Origin of the sequence: Telluribacter sp., assembly GCF_035998675.1 — a bacterium.
Lineage (GTDB): Bacteria > Bacteroidota > Bacteroidia > Cytophagales > Spirosomataceae > Telluribacter.
Map to the genome: position 1 here is coordinate 1 of NZ_DASYHI010000014.1, position 17,867 is coordinate 17,867.

General features: G+C 49.9%; 15 protein-coding genes. 7 read left to right on the plus strand and 8 right to left on the minus strand.

The genetic code is table 11. The features are described 5' to 3' along the window. Nucleotides 1-215 precede the first annotated feature (215 nt). A complete protein-coding gene (locus VGN67_RS06715; RefSeq protein WP_327486023.1) occupies nt 216-1,037 on the plus strand; it encodes a carbonic anhydrase family protein in 822 nt (273 codons plus the stop codon). A gap of 85 nt (nt 1,038-1,122) precedes the next feature. Here VGN67_RS06715 and VGN67_RS06720 read toward each other — a convergent pair whose 3' ends face one another. Both VGN67_RS06720 and VGN67_RS06725 read right to left on the minus strand, forming a co-directional pair. Beyond that, the gene (locus tag VGN67_RS06720; protein ID WP_327486024.1) at nt 1,123-1,533 is read right to left on the minus strand and encodes a phospholipase D family protein; all 411 of its coding nucleotides are present in this window, start codon (nt 1,531-1,533) and stop codon (nt 1,123-1,125) included. A 381-nt stretch (nt 1,534-1,914) separates the two neighbouring features. Beyond that, nucleotides 1,915-4,221: a GH92 family glycosyl hydrolase gene (locus VGN67_RS06725; protein WP_327486025.1), complete on the minus strand. Its 2,307-nt coding sequence runs from the start codon at nt 4,219-4,221 to the stop codon at nt 1,915-1,917. A 299-nt stretch (nt 4,222-4,520) separates the two neighbouring features. On the opposite strand from VGN67_RS06725, the gene VGN67_RS06730 reads away from it, so the two are divergent. Further along, nucleotides 4,521-5,363: an MBL fold metallo-hydrolase gene (locus tag VGN67_RS06730; protein WP_327486026.1), complete on the plus strand. Its 843-nt coding sequence runs from the start codon at nt 4,521-4,523 to the stop codon at nt 5,361-5,363. A gap of 74 nt (nt 5,364-5,437) precedes the next feature. Further along, nucleotides 5,438-6,199 carry a patatin-like phospholipase family protein gene (locus VGN67_RS06735; protein ID WP_327486027.1) on the plus strand — a complete coding sequence of 254 codons (762 nt, stop codon included), beginning with the start codon at nt 5,438-5,440 and terminating at the stop codon, nt 6,197-6,199. Nucleotides 6,200-6,311: 112 nt separating this feature from the next. Here VGN67_RS06735 and VGN67_RS06740 read toward each other — a convergent pair whose 3' ends face one another. Beyond that, complete coding sequence (locus VGN67_RS06740) at nt 6,312-8,801, minus strand: hypothetical protein (RefSeq protein WP_327486028.1); 2,490 nt, start codon at nt 8,799-8,801, stop codon at nt 6,312-6,314. 279 nt (nt 8,802-9,080) lie between these two features. Here VGN67_RS06740 and pfkA point away from each other — a divergent pair, with 279 nt between their 5' ends. Beyond that, nucleotides 9,081-10,055, plus strand: coding sequence for a 6-phosphofructokinase (pfkA, locus tag VGN67_RS06745; protein WP_327486029.1), 975 nt, complete (start codon nt 9,081-9,083; stop codon nt 10,053-10,055). Nucleotides 10,056-10,088: 33 nt separating this feature from the next. On the opposite strand, the gene VGN67_RS06750 is transcribed toward pfkA, so the two are convergent. Next, nucleotides 10,089-10,862 carry a YdcF family protein gene (locus VGN67_RS06750; RefSeq protein ID WP_327486030.1) on the minus strand — a complete coding sequence of 258 codons (774 nt, stop codon included), beginning with the start codon at nt 10,860-10,862 and terminating at the stop codon, nt 10,089-10,091. 72 nt (nt 10,863-10,934) lie between these two features. Here VGN67_RS06750 and VGN67_RS06755 point away from each other — a divergent pair, with 72 nt between their 5' ends. Next, on the plus strand, nt 10,935-12,404 hold the full coding sequence (locus VGN67_RS06755; RefSeq protein ID WP_327486031.1) for a thioredoxin-like domain-containing protein: 1,470 nt from the start codon (nt 10,935-10,937) through the stop codon (nt 12,402-12,404). 242 nt (nt 12,405-12,646) lie between these two features. Here the strand turns inward: VGN67_RS06755 and VGN67_RS06760 are convergent, their stop codons facing one another. The 3 genes from VGN67_RS06760 to VGN67_RS06770 form a co-directional block, all read right to left on the minus strand. Next, nucleotides 12,647-13,795 carry a hypothetical protein gene (locus VGN67_RS06760; protein ID WP_327486032.1) on the minus strand — a complete coding sequence of 383 codons (1,149 nt, stop codon included), beginning with the start codon at nt 13,793-13,795 and terminating at the stop codon, nt 12,647-12,649. Between the two features lie 50 nt (nt 13,796-13,845). Next, nucleotides 13,846-14,760, minus strand: a complete 915-nt coding sequence (locus VGN67_RS06765; protein ID WP_327486033.1) for a DUF58 domain-containing protein — start codon at nt 14,758-14,760, stop codon at nt 13,846-13,848. A gap of 81 nt (nt 14,761-14,841) precedes the next feature. Beyond that, a complete protein-coding gene (locus tag VGN67_RS06770) occupies nt 14,842-15,339 on the minus strand; it encodes a septal ring lytic transglycosylase RlpA family protein (RefSeq protein ID WP_327486034.1) in 498 nt (165 codons plus the stop codon). Nucleotides 15,340-15,604: 265 nt separating this feature from the next. Between VGN67_RS06770 and VGN67_RS06775 the strand changes: the two genes are divergently transcribed. Together VGN67_RS06775 and ychF are read left to right on the plus strand one after the other, a co-directional pair. Then, entirely contained in the window at nt 15,605-15,925 is a 321-nt protein-coding gene (locus VGN67_RS06775) for a DUF3276 family protein (protein ID WP_327486035.1), read from the plus strand. A 125-nt stretch (nt 15,926-16,050) separates the two neighbouring features. After that, the gene (gene ychF / locus VGN67_RS06780) at nt 16,051-17,151 is read left to right on the plus strand and encodes a redox-regulated ATPase YchF (RefSeq protein WP_327486036.1); all 1,101 of its coding nucleotides are present in this window, start codon (nt 16,051-16,053) and stop codon (nt 17,149-17,151) included. Between the two features lie 94 nt (nt 17,152-17,245). Here the strand turns inward: ychF and VGN67_RS06785 are convergent, their stop codons facing one another. Next, the gene (locus VGN67_RS06785) at nt 17,246-17,671 is read right to left on the minus strand and encodes a hypothetical protein (RefSeq protein WP_327486037.1); all 426 of its coding nucleotides are present in this window, start codon (nt 17,669-17,671) and stop codon (nt 17,246-17,248) included. Nucleotides 17,672-17,867 lie beyond the last annotated feature (196 nt).

Sequence of the window (17,867 nt, forward strand, 5' to 3'; positions counted from 1 at the left end):
AAAGTAGAACGAACTTTCGCTTGGATGAACTGGTCGAGACGCCTCAGTAAAGACTATGAATGTGGCGTTAAATCACACGAAGCATTCGTCTATTTGTCAAGCATCAACCGAATGATTAAGCATTTTTAAACAGGTTCTTAATTTAGATCCGTATATCAATCGGATACTAATAATTTTAAATGCTTAAATTCATAATTTATTAAAATTCGCAATAAATGAAAATATTAAAAATAAATTGTAGATTGATATATTGTGCTGTAATGAGCCTGTTCCTTTTAGGATCTTTGGCCTCTTGTGGAAATAACAATCAGGAACCCGGTAACGATGGGCAAACACCTGAAAGTGACACTCTTGCAAATCAACAGCAGAATAAAACCTGGAATTATGAAAACACCAATTGGGAAGAGATGGCCGGTAGTGAATGTGAGAGTGCAGTTCAATCGCCCGTTAATATAGTTACTAATGATATAATTGAAGCAGACCTGGCAGCTATTGATTATGAATATGAACCTTTTGCTATGAAGATCGTGGATAATGGGCATACAATCCAGGTTCAGGGTACAGAGGACAGCTATATTGCTGTGGAAGGGAAAAGATATCAATTCCGGCAGTTCCACTTTCATTATCCATCTGAGCATACTATAAATGGAAAAACTTACCCAATGGAAATGCACCTGGTGCATCAGGAAAAAGGGACCAGTAACCTCGTAGTTATTGCAATCTTTCTTGAAGAGGCTGCTCAATCCAATGAATTTTTGCAAAAGGTTCTTGCAAAAATTCCTTCTGAAAAGGGGAATGAAGTTTTAACCGATGTGGAAATCACCCTGTCAGATTATGTTCCCCCTTCGCAGGTTCACTATACCTACATTGGGTCATTGACTACCCCTCCCTGCACAGTTGGCATAAACTGGATAATTTTTACAGAACCTGTTAAAGCATCAAGGAAACAGCTGGAGACTTTTGCTAACTTCTACAACGACAATGCGCGTCCTACCCAATCCCTTAACAATAGAAGAGTGCTCAAGTCCATGAAATAAATGGTAGTATAAAAACCTTAAGGAGATTGTTATAATAAAATGTCAAACGCTTCGGATTAATCCGAAGCGTTTTTTTAATTTTGATCTATGGTAGCCAGGTTAGTAAATTATTACAAAAAGCCTCGTCATCAATTTTTATGGTCAACTCTAAGTTTTTGTCAAGTCCGCCTTGAGTACAATTACCAGAACCAACATAAGCAGTCAGTTTTTTACCTGTTTTGATGATATAAACTTTTGGATGAAAAAACTTGTCTTGGTCATGGTGGATTTTACTGTTACAATTTTCTGTTTCCAACTGTTTCAGTTGCGATAATACTCTTGGCGATGTTGGTAATCCTATACCAACAAGATAATGCTGGGTTGCTTTTTTGTTCAAATGCTCTTGAAGAAAGTCAAAACCAAAGTCAGAGATTAAAGCAACAGCAACCCAAAGTTCATTACACTCTTTGAGTGTTAAGCTAAATTCAGAAGTCAGTTTTAGTTTGTGTTGTATCACTGTCAATATATGTGCGTTCTAATACTAACCGCAAAGGTTGCTGCTAACTAGTAATTATACGAAGGTTTTCGTGTAACGTTAAATTTTGCTTTTTCCTTGAAGAATTCCAAAAACTGGGCCGTTTTATTTATAAGATTTTGACTTTAAGTACTTTATAAATAAAGCTACAAATATTCTTGCCTCCGGCCATACAAACTATGAACTTCGCATTTTGTATTGTTCAACCCTTCAACAATACAAAATGCGAAGTTCACCAAGACTTCATTACTCACAAGTACTTCCGCTCACCCCTAGTTGTAATCGGGTGCGGCCCGGCGAGGGCTTGTTCAAATAGTATTTTTAACCGGGACGCGCAGCCGCGAAAACCAAAAGCTCAAATACCTACTTCCCCGACAACGACGGCGGCGCGTCTTCCGGCTTAGCGCCCCACTGCTGGTTAGGTTGGGTACCCATGCGTAGTACCAGGGTACCTCCCTGCTGGATTTCCTCGTGCGTCAGGTAGGTGCGGGTGAAAGGCTTACCATTCAGCGTAGCCGACTGAATGTAGGGAGACTGGTCAGATACTCCCTGCGCCCGGATAGTAAATTTCTTTCCATTGTCCAGATTAAATCGTATCTCTTCCAGAACCGGACTTCCCAGCACGTAGGTAGGGCTACCCGGACATACCGGGTACAGGCCCGCCATGCTGAACGCCAGCCAGGCCGACATCTGTCCGCCGTCTTCGTTGCCGCTCAGGCCACCGGGGCTGGTGGAGTACTCTTCCCGCATAATGCTACGTACCCATTTCTGGGTTTTCCAGGGCTGTCCGGCGTAGGCGTAGAGGTAGGCAATCTGGTGGTTGGGCTCGTTGCCGTGCCAGTAGTGTCCCTGCTCAAATAGCGTGTCCAGTTTGCTCAGGAAACGCTCCTTGCCACCCATAATCCGGCTAAGACCGGCGACATCGTGGGGTACAAACCAGGTATATTGGGCCGGTGACCCCTCGGTAATAAAGGAGGCGCGTTTCGCGAAAGGGTCAAAGGGGGTAATCCAGCGACCGTCGTTATGGCGGCCGCGGGCGTAGCCCGTGCCGGGGTCAATGACGTTCTGGTAGTTCAGGGCGCGTTTTTGTAGTTGGGCGGCATCGTCTTTGTGTCCAAGTCCGGCAGCCAGCACCGACAGGCAGTAGTCGTCGTAGGCGTATTCCAGCGTGCGCGATACCTGCTCCTGTTTGTGAAAGGCCTCCCGCACCGGGTCTTCCAGGGGTACGTACCCATATTGCAGGTAAGACGCCAGGGCGCGGCGACCTTGCCCGGCTTCGTAACTTTTGGGGTCAGCGTTGGCTACAAAAGCATTCTTGCGCAGGTAGGTGTAGGCTGTTTTTACGTCAAAATCCCGAACCCCTTTTACGTAGGCATCGGCCATGACGGATAGTACGTGGTCGCCGATCATGGCGGCGGTGTACTGGTTCCAGCAGGGGAATATGGGCATCCAGCCGCCCTGCTCGGCCTTGCGGGTCAGCGACTGCATCATGTGGGCGGTTTTGCCGGGGTCCAGCAGGGTGTGCAGGGGCAGCGAGGCCCGGAAGGTATCCCACAGACTGAAATCGCAGTAGTAGTCGAAGCCTTTGGCTTTCTGAATAGAAGTACCTCCGGCAAAAGAAGGGTAGCTGCCATCCACATCCGAAAACAGGCGCGGCGATAGCTTGGTCCGGTAGAGGGTACTATAGAACAGCGTCTTGTCCTCCTCCGACCCTTTCACCTGCATTTTTCCCAACGACTCATTCCAGGTACTTTCATTGGCCTTACGTACTGCTTCCAAACTACGGGTACCTAGTTCGGCTTCCAGGTTGCGACGCGCTCCTTCTATACTCGTAAAGGAAGTACCTACCCGCGCTACTACGGTTTGCTTCTGGGTACCAAATCCCACATAAGCCCCTACGCCCTGCCGTTGGCCTTGTCCCTGGGCGGTACGTTGACCCGCCCGGATGGCACCGTTCAGCCAGGTACCTGACTGCGTAATGGGGCGGTCGAATTTTATAACAAAGTACCCGCTGAAACCCGCCGGCTGGCCCGAACCCTGATAAATGCGGTGCACCGGATTGTAGCCCACTATTTCCCCCTTTTCCGGAAACACCTCAATGTACCCCTGTCCTTCGTCGCTGTTGGGCTCCACCAGAATATAGGCTTCGCCCTCTTTTTCAAACGTAAAGCGAAGCAGGCCCGAGCGGGCGGTGCCGGTCAGTTCGGCGGTAATGGCGTAGTCGTTGAGCTGTACCTTGTAGTAAGCGGGGCTGGTTACTTCGGTCGCGTGGCGGAAAGCGGAGGCGCGTTCCTCGGGTTTTACTTTCAAAGTACCCGACAAGGGCATAAGGGTAAGGCTGCCGTAGTCCTGCACGCAGGAGCCGTTGAGCCAGTGGGTACCCCGAAAGCCCTGTAAGCGGGTGTCGGTATAGTAGTAGGGGGCTACACACTTGGTTTCGGTGGCGCGGGTCTGGGGCGACCACTGGGTCATGCCGTAGGGGGTACCGACCGACGGCAGGGTTTGGCCCCTCAGTTCGCTGGCTCCTTCGCTGTGGCGGCGGGCGCTTTCGGTGGCGGCAGGGGCGGTACCTATCAGGTTATTGACGTAGGAAACCGGTGCCTTTTGGGCGGTGGAGGTAAAGGTGGTAAGCAGTAGCAGCAGCGAAAAGCCGGAAACGAAACACTTCATGCGGTAGTTGGGTAAAGTATCGGTTGATAAAGGAAAGACTGCCGCCTGGGGCATTTACCCTGATGAAGTACCTGCGGGTGCCGGTGTGGAATTCTGCCCATTTTTAGTTTTCTTGGGGTTTGATTTTTTACCACCGGGTTACCATGAGTACTTCACCGGGGGCGCGGTGTTTTTTTACTCCTCGTTCCCTGGCGCTTTAGCTCAGGTACCTCGGGGTCAAAAAGGAGTTTTTTTGTTTGTAACAATGCGAAAATAAGCAAGTTAATAAGCCTACGGCCTACAGCTTTAACCTACTATTCATGAACCTACACATCATTGATACCGGCTTTTTCAAACTCGACGGCGGCGCTATGTTCGGGGTAGTACCCAAGCAACTCTGGAATAAGCAAAATCCGGCCGACGAAAACAACCTGTGTACCTGGGCTATGCGTTGCCTGCTGGTAGAAGACGGTAACCAGCTAATCCTGATTGATACCGGATTGGGTGATAAGCAGGACGAAAAATTCTTTGGCCACTACTACCGGCACGGCGACGCCAGCCTCCTGGGGTCCATAAAAAAGGCGGGATTTGCCCCCGAAGATGTAACCGACGTACTGCTGACGCACCTGCATTTTGACCATGTGGGCGGAGCCGTGAAGTACGACGGGACCCGCTCCCGCCTCGAACCGACCTTCCCCAACGCTACCTACTGGTCCAACGAGGCGCACTGGGAGTGGGCCACTGAGCCGAATCCGCGCGAAAAAGCCTCATTTTTGAAAGAAAATATCCTTCCGATTCTGGATTCGGGACAGCTGGGGTTTGTAGATAACCAGGTGTCTCCGTTCGAAAATATTAGTTTTATGCAGGTAGACGGGCATACCGAGCAGATGATGCTGCCCGTTATTCGCTACAACGGGAAGACGATTATCTACCTGGCCGACCTGATACCTTCATCGGCCCACGTGCCGCTTCCCTGGGTAATGGGCTACGACGTACGGCCGCTCCTGACCATGCAGGAAAAAGAAAGCGTACTGCGGCGCGCGGTGGATGAGGAATGTATCTTATTCTTTGAACACGACGCTGCCTACGAAGCCGCCCGGGTGGAGCAAACTGAGAAAGGAGTACGCATCAGCGAGCGCGGTACACTTAGTCAATTTCTCTGATACAATGTCCCCTAAACCTTCGGCGTTATTTATCGGTTATTACATGATATAAGGGTGTCACAGAAAGCGCATATATGAAAGTAGGATTAGTATTATCAGGAGGCGGCGCCCGGGGCATTTCGCATCTTGGAGCCGTAAAAGCATTAACAGAACACGGAATCAAACCTGACATAATAAGTGGTACCAGTGCGGGGGCGATAGTAGGGGCCATGCTGGCCTACGGGTATTCTCCTGATGAAATTCTTGAAATACTAATCAAGAGCAGCTTTATCCGATACATACGTCCGGCCTTTGGGGGCAGTGGTCTGCTCCGAATCGGCCGGGTTGAAAATCTGTGTTGCAAGTACATTCCCGAAAACTCTTTTGAGTCCCTGAAAATACCGTTGGTAGTAAACGCAACGGATGTGTGCGCCGGTGAAACCGTGTACTACCGGACGGGCGAACTGGCCCGGCCCGTGCTGGCTTCCTGCTGCCTGCCCGGTATCTTTGAACCCCTCGAGGTAGGAGGGCGGCAACTGGTTGATGGCGGGGTGTTGAACAACCTTCCCGTTGAGCCAATAGAACACGAAGTGGACTATATCATTGGTATCCACTGCAACCCTTTCCCCGTCAAAGAACACGTGTGTGGAACGCGCGATGTACTAATGCGTAGTCTGATTATGGCCGTGCATAACCGAACTAAAGAACGGTTTGTGAAGTGTCACTTGCTGATAGAACCCCCCCAACTCTGCGACTACCAGGTATTTGACCTGCGGAAGGCGCAGGATATGTTTAAACTTGGGTACCTGCATACCCGACAACTCCTCGAAGAAACACCCGCTCTGGTTGGAGTTTAATCATTTTTTTTTGGCATCCTACCCTGGGAGAATCAGCTGGTAGTTTGGTTGGGACAGCCCCGATAAAAAAGGCCGGTAAGCTACCGGCCTTTTTTGTGTAATTGGTAAAAACTTAACTTTCGGTTCTTTTCCTCCGGGCCTCCACGAAGAGTGCCCCTCCAATGAGTCCAAGCAGCAGGATAGAGCTGGTCAGGTCAAGCACAAAACCCGTACTGACCGATACCGGCTCGAAGCGGAAGGTAATAGTGTGCTGGCCTGCCGGTACCCGCAGGGCCCGAAGTACGTAGTTGGCGCGCAGCATTTCGGCGGGTTGTCCGTCAATGATTACTTTCCATTCATCCCGTACATTGTAGTATATCTCCGAAAACACCGCTAACTGGTCACTGGTGGCCCTACTTTCGTACACCAATTCGTTGGGCTTGTAGCTAACCAACCGGATACTGTTGGCGGTGTCGGCCCGGATGGTCAACCCTTGCAGCTGACCCGCGAAACGATTGTCCAGGACGGCGGTACGGCGGGGTTGAATCGTGTCCAGCGCCTTCATTTCGGCGTCGGCATTAGGTACCAGTAGGTACTGATCCACAAACCAGGCGTGGCCTAGCGCCTCCGGATTTGCCTGCGCAACGGGAGTACCCTGCTGGTCCTGGGTAATAATATATTTGGTATTGAGCATGTTCAGGATTCCCGGATTGGAATTCTGCCTGGCAATCTGGTTTTCAATCAGTTCCTGGTAGCGACGAAGTTTGGCACCGTGGTACCCACCTACCGACTTGTGAAAATAGGAAGCTTCGGCGTTATTAAAGGTATTACGAAGGACATCCAGCACCCGGAAGTTTGGGTCAGGGTCCTGCAGGATTTGCTGGTCGGCCTGGGTGGGCGTAAAAATAGACTGAGCCGCCTGCTTACTTACAAAGTCGTCGTTGTTAAGGTACCTTTTACTTACCCCGAACATATCTATTATCACCAGCAGCAACAGCGCCGGGTATACCAGCCGGGACTTTATTTTTTCGTTTACCCACAGCCAGATCAGGCCCGCCGCCAGCAGAATAAATATGGCCGACCGGAAGGCATCGCCCCGGAGCATACCGGCCCGGTCCTGCACTATAGCCCGGCCTATTTCCTCGGCAAAAGGACGATTTTGGGTACTTTGGGTCAGGCTATCGATAAACCGGGGGTCCGAAGCGCCCTGGAAAGTAAAGAAGAGGGTTGGTACGAGCGCCAGCAGCAGACAAAACCCCGCCGTAAAACCGACACTCAGGGCCAGCGGACGTGCCAACTCCTTGGAGGTAATTCGTTTCTGGGAAAGGTCCCGCAGGCTAAGGGCCGCCAGAATCACCAGCAGTAGCTGTACCAGATTCAGGATCATGGTAACGGCCCTGAACTTGTTAAACATGGGGAAGTAGTCGAAAAACAGGTAGTTTACTCCGGCCAGGTTCTTACCCCAGGCCCAGATTATATACAGGAGCGTTACCCCCAGTACCCACCATTTCAAGTGACTCTTCACAATAAAAAGCCCCAGCACAAAAAGGAAGAATATAATGGCTCCCGCGTAAGCCGGGCCACCCGTCGAGTACTGGTCGCCCCAGTAGAGGGGGAGGGCCTGCACAAAATTCTGGGCGTTGGCGGCATCTACGCCGCGGTTTATCAACGTTTTGTAGGTTTCAGATTTTTCGTCCAGTGCCCCCTGCGATGGCCCTCCGTACAGGTGGGGTATTAGCAGCGTAAAGGTTTCGAATATGCCATAGCTGTACTGAAAAGCATATTCTTTGTCCAGACCATCCTGAGCGGGTGTCTGGGAGCCGGTACTGGTGGGGGTACTTAGTTCCGACTTACCCCGGATGGTTTCTTTGGTATAATCGTAGGTGTTCCAGAGGCGGGTCGTGTGGGTACCAATGGCCACCACGGCTGCCAGCGCCAGTCCCCCCAGAATAAAGAGCAACTGACGACTTTGTCCGCGCCTGATCAGTGCCACACTTTCCATCACTACCAGTACTACCAGTCCAATGCCCAGGTAGTAGGTAATCTGGAGGTGGTTGGCGTATAATTCCAGCGAAAAAAACAGGGCCGTCAGGGCTGCTCCGCTAAGCCAGTGCTTTCGGAAAGCCAGCAACACCCCGGCCACTACCCCCGGAGCATAACCCAGGGCCAGAATCTTGGAAACGTGCCCGGCTTCCAGGCTGGTAGTATAATAGGAGGCAAATGTATAGGCTACCGCTCCCGTGGCCGACAACCAGCCGTTAGCGCCAAGTACCAGCAGCAGTATATACGCGCTGATCATCGTCAGCAGAAAGTAATTGGCCGGAGCGGGCAGCAGCCAGTTAACAGCGCGGCCCAGCTTGGTCGAGATACTGCCGGGGTAGTCGGTTACGACCATGTAGGCGGGCATACCCCCAAACATACTATTGGTCCAGGACGACCATTCACCCGTTTTTTCTTCGTACTGGACAAGCTCCCGGGCCGCGCTGCGGGCCTGAATGTCGTCGTACTGGTTCAGGCGCTTTCCGTTCAATACCGGAGAGGCATACAGGAGCGAGAGCAGAACAAAGCCCAGAACAGCTACCAGGTGGGGCCAGAGTCGTTGCCACGAAATAATATTTTTCATGCAGATACAGAGTAGGATAGGTCTTTCTTCTCCGCTTTTTAAACGTTTAAAGACTACTTTCCTCAGGTTAAATTTTGGTTAACTGCCACAAATATAGAAGGATTGCCGTATGTTTGAGGTATTATATTTAAGGCTTCCTTTGAGGTATTTTAACTAAAAAACGATTGTTGTTCACATTTTTTAACAAAATACCCAATAAATTTGCGGCCGTTGTGTCAAAACAGAGAATTTTCTGACGCAGCCCTTTAATTTAGCATAGTAGTAACCTGACCATCATACATGAAAAGAATTGCAGTATTTACTTCGGGGGGAGATGCACCTGGTATGAACGCTTGTATCAGAGCAGTAGTACGGGGAGCGGTGTATCACGGAATTGAAGTTTTTGGAATAAGAAGAGGGTATAGCGGCATGATTGCCGGCGATATATTTCAGATGTCCTCCCACTCGGTAAGTAATATTGTACAGCGGGGAGGTACTATATTAAAGTCGGCGCGGAGTAAGGAATTCATAACACCGGAGGGACGCAGGCTGGCCTACGACCAAATGCAGAAGCACGGTATTGAAGGGCTGATCGCTATCGGGGGAAATGGTACCTTTACGGGGGCGATGATCTTCAACAACGAGTACGGAATACCTACGGTAGGCGCACCAGGTACTATTGATAATGACCTCTACGGAACCGACTATACCATTGGGTTTGATACGGCGGTTAATACGGCACTGGATGCCATTGACCGCATCCGCGACACGGCCAGTTCTCACGACCGGGTTTTCTTTATTGAGGTAATGGGGCGCGACTCCGGCTATATCGCTATTCAGTCAGGTATTGGCGGAGGCGCCGAACTGGTAATGGTACCCGAAGTACTTACGCCCATATCGGAGGTGGTCGAAACCCTGCGTCAGGGATGGCTCCGTTCCAAGGCTTCCTCCATAGTAGTAGTGGCCGAAGGTGAGGAAGAAGGAAGTGCTTCTGAAATAGCGGATAAAATCAAGAGTCAGATCAAGGAAGACATTGACATGCGGGTGACTACGCTGGGGCATACCCAGCGCGGAGGCTCTCCCTCGGCCTACGACCGCATTCTGGCCAGTCGTCTGGGCCTGGGTGCGCTGGAAGGCCTCCTGGCCGGACAAAAAAACGTGATGGCCGGAATCATAAACAATGAGCTGGTATATACGCCCTTCGAAGATACCATCCGGTTACCCAAGCCGATCAACGAGGACCTGCTTCGAATGGTCAAGATTTTAAGTATTTAAGCAAGACCAGAACCACCCCGACGGGTGGTTTTTTTAGCAGTACCCCATCAGTTTGTACACGGCATACCCGACCCACTCGTGCCAGAGCAGGTGCGTATAGCCAAGTACTTCGGGGTCGGGTACCAGTAGTTGCCTGACCGTGGGCGTAAAGTCTCCGCCGTAAAAATCGGACGGAAAGGAGGCCGCCCTGATCCCTGCTTTTTCAAAACAACCCAGAGAACGACGCAGGTGAAAAGAGGAGGTGATAAGCAGGTACTTGCCCCCGGGAAATTTTTCTTTCAGAATAGCCGCCGAATTCAGTGCGTTTTCCCGCGTGTTCCGGGAAGTACCTTCCAGCAGTACATCGCCGGGGGCTACTCCCCACTGTACCAGCAGGGCCGCTGCCAGCTGCCCGTCGCCCAGGTTGCGGGCCATGAAGGCCGGATGGTCCCTGCCGCTGATGAGAATTTTCCGGATTTTGCCGGCTTTGTACAGCAGGTAGGCCTGCAGAAAACGGTCCGCGTGGTTGCCAAAGCTGGGATGGTCGGCCTTTAGGGTCGGTACTGAAATCATTCCCCCCGTAAGTACCACTCCTACGTCATAGGTCTGCCGGACGGAGGCAATCGTTTGATAGGGGTACTCCCACCAGTTGTAGGCCCGGCTCACAAGGTAGCTGTTAGCACTCAGGTACAAAATCAGTAAGGCTGCTCCAACGGCCCCGCGGGCGCGGGATTTCTTTTTGGATAGGAGAGCGTAAATCAGCAGGAGAAGCGCCAAACTGAACGGCATCAGCAGGAAGTCGAGGGATTTCGATAGAAAATAGAACATTATAGGTACGATCCTGTAAGTTGTGTCGTTTTGAGGTTAAATTTGCGTAAAGAAACAATTACGTGTAAAAGTATGAAAAAAGGGTTTACTGGTGGGGTGATACTCACCGCGTTGCTGCTGGGTACCGGCTGGTCGGCCTCAGCCCAGGGCTACCGGATTGAAGCTACCCTCACCGGCCTGAAAGATACCTCCTGTATTCTGGGACATTACAGTTACAGTAATAAACAGTTTTTTGCCAAAGACACCGCCCGCGCCGATGCCAGCGGTCGCATGGTATTTGAGGGCAATACACCGCTGCCGGGGGGGCTATACCTGGTACTACTGCCGGGCCAGCGCCGCTGGGTAGAGCTGGTTTATTCCGGACAGGAAACCCGGTTCTCGTTTCAGACGGATACTTCCAACATTGTAAAAAACATGGTAGTGAAGGGTTCTCAGGAAAACCAGCTCTTTTATACTTACCAAAACGAGTTGCGCCGGATCATGGAAGGGGTCGAGAGCCTCAACCGGGAAAAAGCCGCCGGTGGTGCCAATGCCGCCGCTTCGGACCAAAAAATCGCCGATGCTCAGAAACAGTTTACGGACTATCAGAGAAAGTTTCTGATCGATAATGCCGGTACCTTTACCGGAAAACTGCTCAAAGCATCCATTGAACCGGAAATTCCGCCTGCTCCCAAACTGCCCAATGGTAAGTCTGACTCGGTGTGGGTGTTTAACTACTACAAGGCCCACTACTGGGACGGCTTCGATTTTTCGGATGACCGTCTGCTCCGGACGCCCTTCATGCTGCCCAAGCTGGAGCGCTACATGAAAGAACTGGTCGTACAGGTACCTGATTCTATTATCCGTGATGCCGATGCGTTGATTAAAAAAGCAGCGGCTAATAAGGATATGAAGTCGTATATTATTTTCTACGTTACCTCCGAGTACGAGAACGCTAAGATAGTGGGTACCGAGGGCGTATTTGTACACATGGCCGAGAAGTACTACCTCAGCGGTGAAATGGGGGTTTCGGAGGATGGTCGCCGCCGTATAGCCGAACGCGTTAATAGTATGAAGCCGCTGCTGGTCAATAAAATAATCCCTAACCTGACCATTTCGGATACCCTGCGTAAGCCCCTGAGCATCCACGGCATCAAAGCCGACTATACCGTGCTGTTCTTTTATTCTCCGACCTGCGGCCATTGTAAGGAGGCCGCTCCCAAGCTGAAGGAGTTTTATGATAAAAATAAAGCGACCGGCGTGAAAGTACTGGCCATAGCCACGGAGCAAAGCCCCGAAGAGTGGAAAAAATACATAAGTACCTACAAACTCGGCGAACTGCTGCACGGCTATGACTACGCCAACCAGACCGACTACCGCACGCAGTACGATGTTTTCTCCACGCCGACTATTTATGTACTTGATAAAAACAAGAAAATCATAGCCCGGCGGATGCCCATTGAGCAACTCGACGATTTCTATAATTTCTACCGGAAGAACAAGGAGGCTACCGCAACGCCCGCCAAAACCGCCACGACCGGCGTTTCGAAAAGCGGGAAGTAAGAATTGGAGTATTAAAAAGAGAAAAGGGAGCCGCAGGGCTCCCTTTCTTGCTAAAGGTACTTGTAGAGATCTTATTGAAGGAGTATCGCCCCTCCGGGGCTGATACCTAACCTCCACGTCTTGCTACTACGCTTTCGCCCCTTCGGGGCTTTTTTACGCAATCAAACCAGCGCCTGCTCCATTTAGCTTTACACAATAAAAGCCAAATATACGCATCACTCTTTCGCTCATTCACTCTTTGATTAGTACCGGGCGTAGTAGTTCCGTATCTTGCTGGTGAGGCGGTCGTAGATGGGTTTACTGAACTCCACAAACAACTGCTGAGGGGGCGGAGGTAGCAGCTCGCGGATGTTACTCATGCGTTTTTGCTCGGTGGTAAGCGCACGCTCGTCGCCGTTAAAGTTGGCCCACTCACAAAACCAGTTATATTCGCCCTGAAACTTCTCCTGGTACACCATACGGCGGCTGCCAAAATCCTGAATCTGCATGTCCAGTACCCCGCTGGAATGAACCGTTTTCCGGTTACGATTCAGCTTGGCAGTTACCTTATTATAGACAGGTACCTTTTTGCCGGCTACCGTGGCTTCACCTACCTTCACGCTGTCTTTGCTGATAAGGGTTTCGGTTTTTGTTTCGACCAGGGTCTGGCCTACTACAAAATCATCAAACCGGAGGGTAATGACGTGGTCGGGGCGGAGTTTTACATCGGTGGCCTCTTCGGGAGAATAAAAGCGCACAAACTTGTTGAGGCGGCGGTTGGTTTGCAGGAACTCGCTGACGCGGTCCTGAAAGTATTCGTTGCTAAGCTGGTAAGTGCGGGAGTTAACCGACACCTGCTCCACCACTATTTTAAAAGAAGCCTGCTCGTAGGCCTCGTCGAGTTTGGCGGTAACATTTCGGTAGTTAGGTACTATGCCGTCGGCGCGTTCGAAATGCTCAAAGGCCCGGCGGGCATTTTCACGCCCTCCCTGCGTAAGCAGTCGCTCTCCTTCTTCGTAACGGTCAGAGGCGGCGTTTTGCCGGGCTTCTTTTTCTTCGTCGTAGAAGCTCCGGGCGGTCAGGAGGCGGTTGCAACTGGGGCAGCTCCGGACGGCGTCGTACAGGCGGTTGAGGCTGGTATAGGCTTCGGCCACCGGCTCCCAGTGAAACGGCTCAACGGATTTTTCAAAGCGGGCAATATCATCGAGGTGCTGCTGCAGGGCCAGCGGATAAGCCTCTTTCAGAATATCCACCGAGGCGGTGTGGCGGGAGTTATCCTTGAGTTTGTCCACGGCCCGGTATACCGACTCGTCGTAGTCGCCGCGGCGGAGCGATTTTTTGGCTGACTTGCAGGCGTCCAGCGTGAGCAAGAGGACAATTGCTGAGAGAAAATAATAAAAGGAGCGTTTCATGAGCAGGGTTGTTGAGTGATGAATCAACTTTAACCCAAAGTTCCTAAAAATTATTTCATTTTAGAACGCTTTACTAGATAGGCGGTTAAAAGAGGGTCAAAACCCTGCGCTATGTCCGCTTCAATGAAATCTATCTTGTACTGACCGCACTTAAGTTTCAGGTCCTGATAAAATTGTTTGACGTACTGCTTGTAGTGGTCACGGACCTGGTGGGGTTGAACTTTTACCTTTTCACCGGACTCCAGGTCAATAAATTCGTAGGGGCGGTCTTCAAAGGCAAATTCCTCCTCGGTACGGCGGTCGGTTACGTGGAAGAGCAGGACCTCGTGCAGGTTGTGGCGCAGGTGCTGCAGCGCCGAAAACAGCTGCTCGCTATGCTCAATATTATCAAACATATCGCTGAAAATAACCACCAGTGAGCGCTTCTGTATTTTCTGGGCAATCAGGTGAATAACCTCCGCTACTGATGTCTTCTTCAGAGGGCGGGGCTTTTGCAGGAGATTGTCCAGCTCAATCATGATTTTATGGACATGCGACGGAGTAGACTTCACCTGCGTCTGGACTTCAATCTGGTCCGAAAAGGTACACAGGCTCACGGCATCCTTCTGGCGTTGCAGCAGGTGCGACAGGCTGGCCGCCGCCATTATACTAAAGGTAATTTTGCCGTAGTTAGGCTCGGGATAGTACATGGACGAGGACGTGTCCAGCAGGAGGTGGCAGCGCAGGTTGGTTTCCTCTTCGTAGCGTTTTACAAACAGCTTATCGGTTTTGGCGTATACCTTCCAGTCTATGTGCCGGGTAGTTTCGCCGGTATTGTACAGGCGGTGTTCTGCAAACTCCACCGAAAAGCCATGAAAAGGAGACTTATGCAGACCCGTTATAAAGCCCTCAACAAGCTGTTTAGCCAGGAATTCAAGATTACCATATTCGCGGATTCGGGCCAGGTCCAGGGGGCGCATACTCATACTTGAGCGGGGGTTCAGGTAAAGTTTATTCTTTTAAGTAAATAAAACGCAGTATTTACCCCCGTAGTGTAAGCTCTGGTACTACTTTGGTATCCTGGTACCGCTGGCAGTGGTCTTTACGGCCTTTTTCAAGATCGTGGATACAATCTCACCCGTACTTTTCAGCACCGTTTCATGGGGAGCCAACAGCACCATACCTTCCATACCAATAACCCGGATCACCACCTCTGCTACGCCCTGGCCAATGAGGCCCAGTTTACCGGCGGCTGCTTTACTAACATCAATCAGGCGGTTCTTGTTATTTGTAAAAGGTCCCCGGTCATTGATACGTACAATAACCGAACGTTTATTAGTTAGGTTAGTTACCTCCACCATGGTGTTGTGCGGCAGGGAACGATGGGCAGCCGTTAATTCCTGGCTATTGAATATCTCTCCGAAGTAGGTTTTATTACCGTCAAATGTGGTGGAGTAGAAAGAAGCGCGTCCTTGTTGGGTTTCTCCCAGGTCCGCCTGGGCTTTTAACGACGTTGAACAGATAGATAGGAGGCAAATAAAAAGCAGGAACAAATAAGATTTCATACCTTGAGGGTTAAGTGAAACAATAGCCGAACAGGTTCTGTAGAATACAGATAATCAGGTAGTTCGGCTTGGTAAGCGCTACTGCAATGCTCCAAATATAAGGCAAAGAAGTCTTACGGTCCTAAAATTTTTGTGTTTTGTTATAAACTTTGTTTAAAAATTTATAATCTATGATTTAGATGGCAGCATTATTGTTTCTAAACTTTTTGTGGAAAACAATAAACTTTCTATTTTAGCGTTTGATTAACCATAAATCCTAGACATAGTGGAAGACAGAGAGAAAATCTACTCCAAACGGGTCAGAGCGGGAAAACGTACTTACTTCTTCGATGTTCGCTCGATGCGGTCCAACGATTACTACCTTACCATTACCGAAAGCCGCCGCCATCCGCAGGGAGATGGCTTCACGTACGAAAAGCACAAGATGTTTTTGTACAAAGAAGATTTTGACAAGTTCATTGATGCGCTGAAAGAATCAGTTGATCACGTCAAGACAGAGCTTATGCCAGATTTCGACTTTTCTCAGTACGAGGCAAAAGCCGATGAGCTGGATGGCATTGGAAGCACTGAATTGAAGTGGGAGTAAGCATCTAGTCGTATTGGCAAGAAATGGCAGCCTTCGGACATGGAATCCGAAGGCTTTTTAGTTTTTCGCGCTTTAAATGGTAATTTTGCGTGAAATTTATCAAACTGTTGATTACCAACTAAGCAATGAGTCTTCAATGTGGGATTGTAGGATTACCGAACGTAGGGAAATCCACTTTATTTAACGCCATATCAAGTGGCAAGGCCGAAGCGGCCAATTATCCGTTTTGTACTATAGAACCCAATGTGGGCGTAGTAACCGTACCCGACGAGCGCCTGGAAGTGCTGACCGAACTGGTGAAGCCTCAGAAAGTACTACCCACAATCATGGAGTTTGTGGATATAGCCGGACTGGTTAAAGGGGCCAGTCAGGGTGCCGGATTAGGTAATAAATTCCTGGCCAATATCCGGGAAGTAGATGCCATCGCGCACGTGATCCGCTGCTTTCAGGACGAGAACGTGGTCCACGTAGAGGGCCGCGTTGATCCGGTATTTGATAAGGAAATCATAGATGCCGAGCTGCAGCTCAAAGACCTGGAATCGGTCGATAAAAAGCTTCAGCGAATCGACAAAGCCGCGCGGGTAGGCGATGCCCGGGCTAAAGTTGAACTGGAAGTACTTAAGCAGTATAAATCCGCGCTGGAAGCGGGCCGCAACGCCCGCAGCGTGGAGGCATCGGAGGAAGATAAAAGAGCGGCTATCGGAGATTTGCAGTTGCTCACGGCGAAGCCCGTTATTTACGTGGCCAACGTTGACGAAGCTTCTATGCTAACGGGCAATGAGTACTCTGAAAAGCTGAAAGCTGCCGTAGCCGCCGAAGGAGCCGAGGTGGTCGTGCTTTGTGCCGCCATTGAGTCACAGATTGCCGAAATCGAAGATCCGGAGGAACATCAGCTGTTTCTGGAGGAATTCGGACTCACGGAGTCGGGCTTGAGCAAGCTCATCAAAGCGTCCTACAGTCTCTTGAACCTGATTACCTACTTTACCGCCGGGGTAAAGGAAGTACGGGCCTGGACCATCGTAAAAGGCTGGAAAGCACCGCAGGCCGCGGGCGTTATTCATACCGACTTTGAGAAAGGCTTTATCCGGGCCGAGGTTATCAAACTACCCGATTACCAGCAGTACCGGACCGAAGCTGCAATCAAAGAGGCCGGTAAAATGGCCGTGGAAGGTAAAGAATACGTTGTAAAGGACGGGGACATTATGCACTTCCGCTTTAATGTATAGAGCGAAGAATAGTATCTGCCATATAAAACAGGAAAGGCGCGGAGAATCCGCGCCTTTCCTGTTTTATATCCTTTGCCTGTTAGAAATAAGCAGATTAAAAGCTATTGAATGAATCCGGCCGGGGATCTTCCTCCATATGGGCCAGTTCCTTATGCATCATGGCCCGGAAAGTACGCGCCATGTGGATAAGGTGGTCAACCCGGTACTGCGCCTTTTTCATCTGCCGCATATTGTGCCCATCCTCAATAAGACGACCGAATAATTCACGCAAAGCAAATAGCTCATCTACATGTACTGAAAAATCTCGGACTACAAACATTTGGAAACCGCGGTCACTTAACTGGGGAAAATAAAGGACCAGGTGGAAATCCTTGCCCGCAAAGAAGGAAATAACCTTGCTTTCCTCAAAATCACGGGGCATTTCGTGGTGGTCCACCAGGCAATCTATTATTTCAGACTCATTTCTGGAGATATATAAATTGGGGGTAAGGTACTGACTTGGTTCCATGTATTTATTCATAGCCTCTTTCTTTTTATTTTGTTCTTAATCTGGTTACAAATCTAAAACTATAACGCATAAAACATAACTATTCGTATTAATTTTTTAATTATTGCAAGACATAGTTATTTCCTATTATGAGCATGTTTTAGAATAAATTATGCTTTTTTCTCCAACTCTGGCTCCAGAGAAAGCTCCAGTTACAAAAAACTAGTGT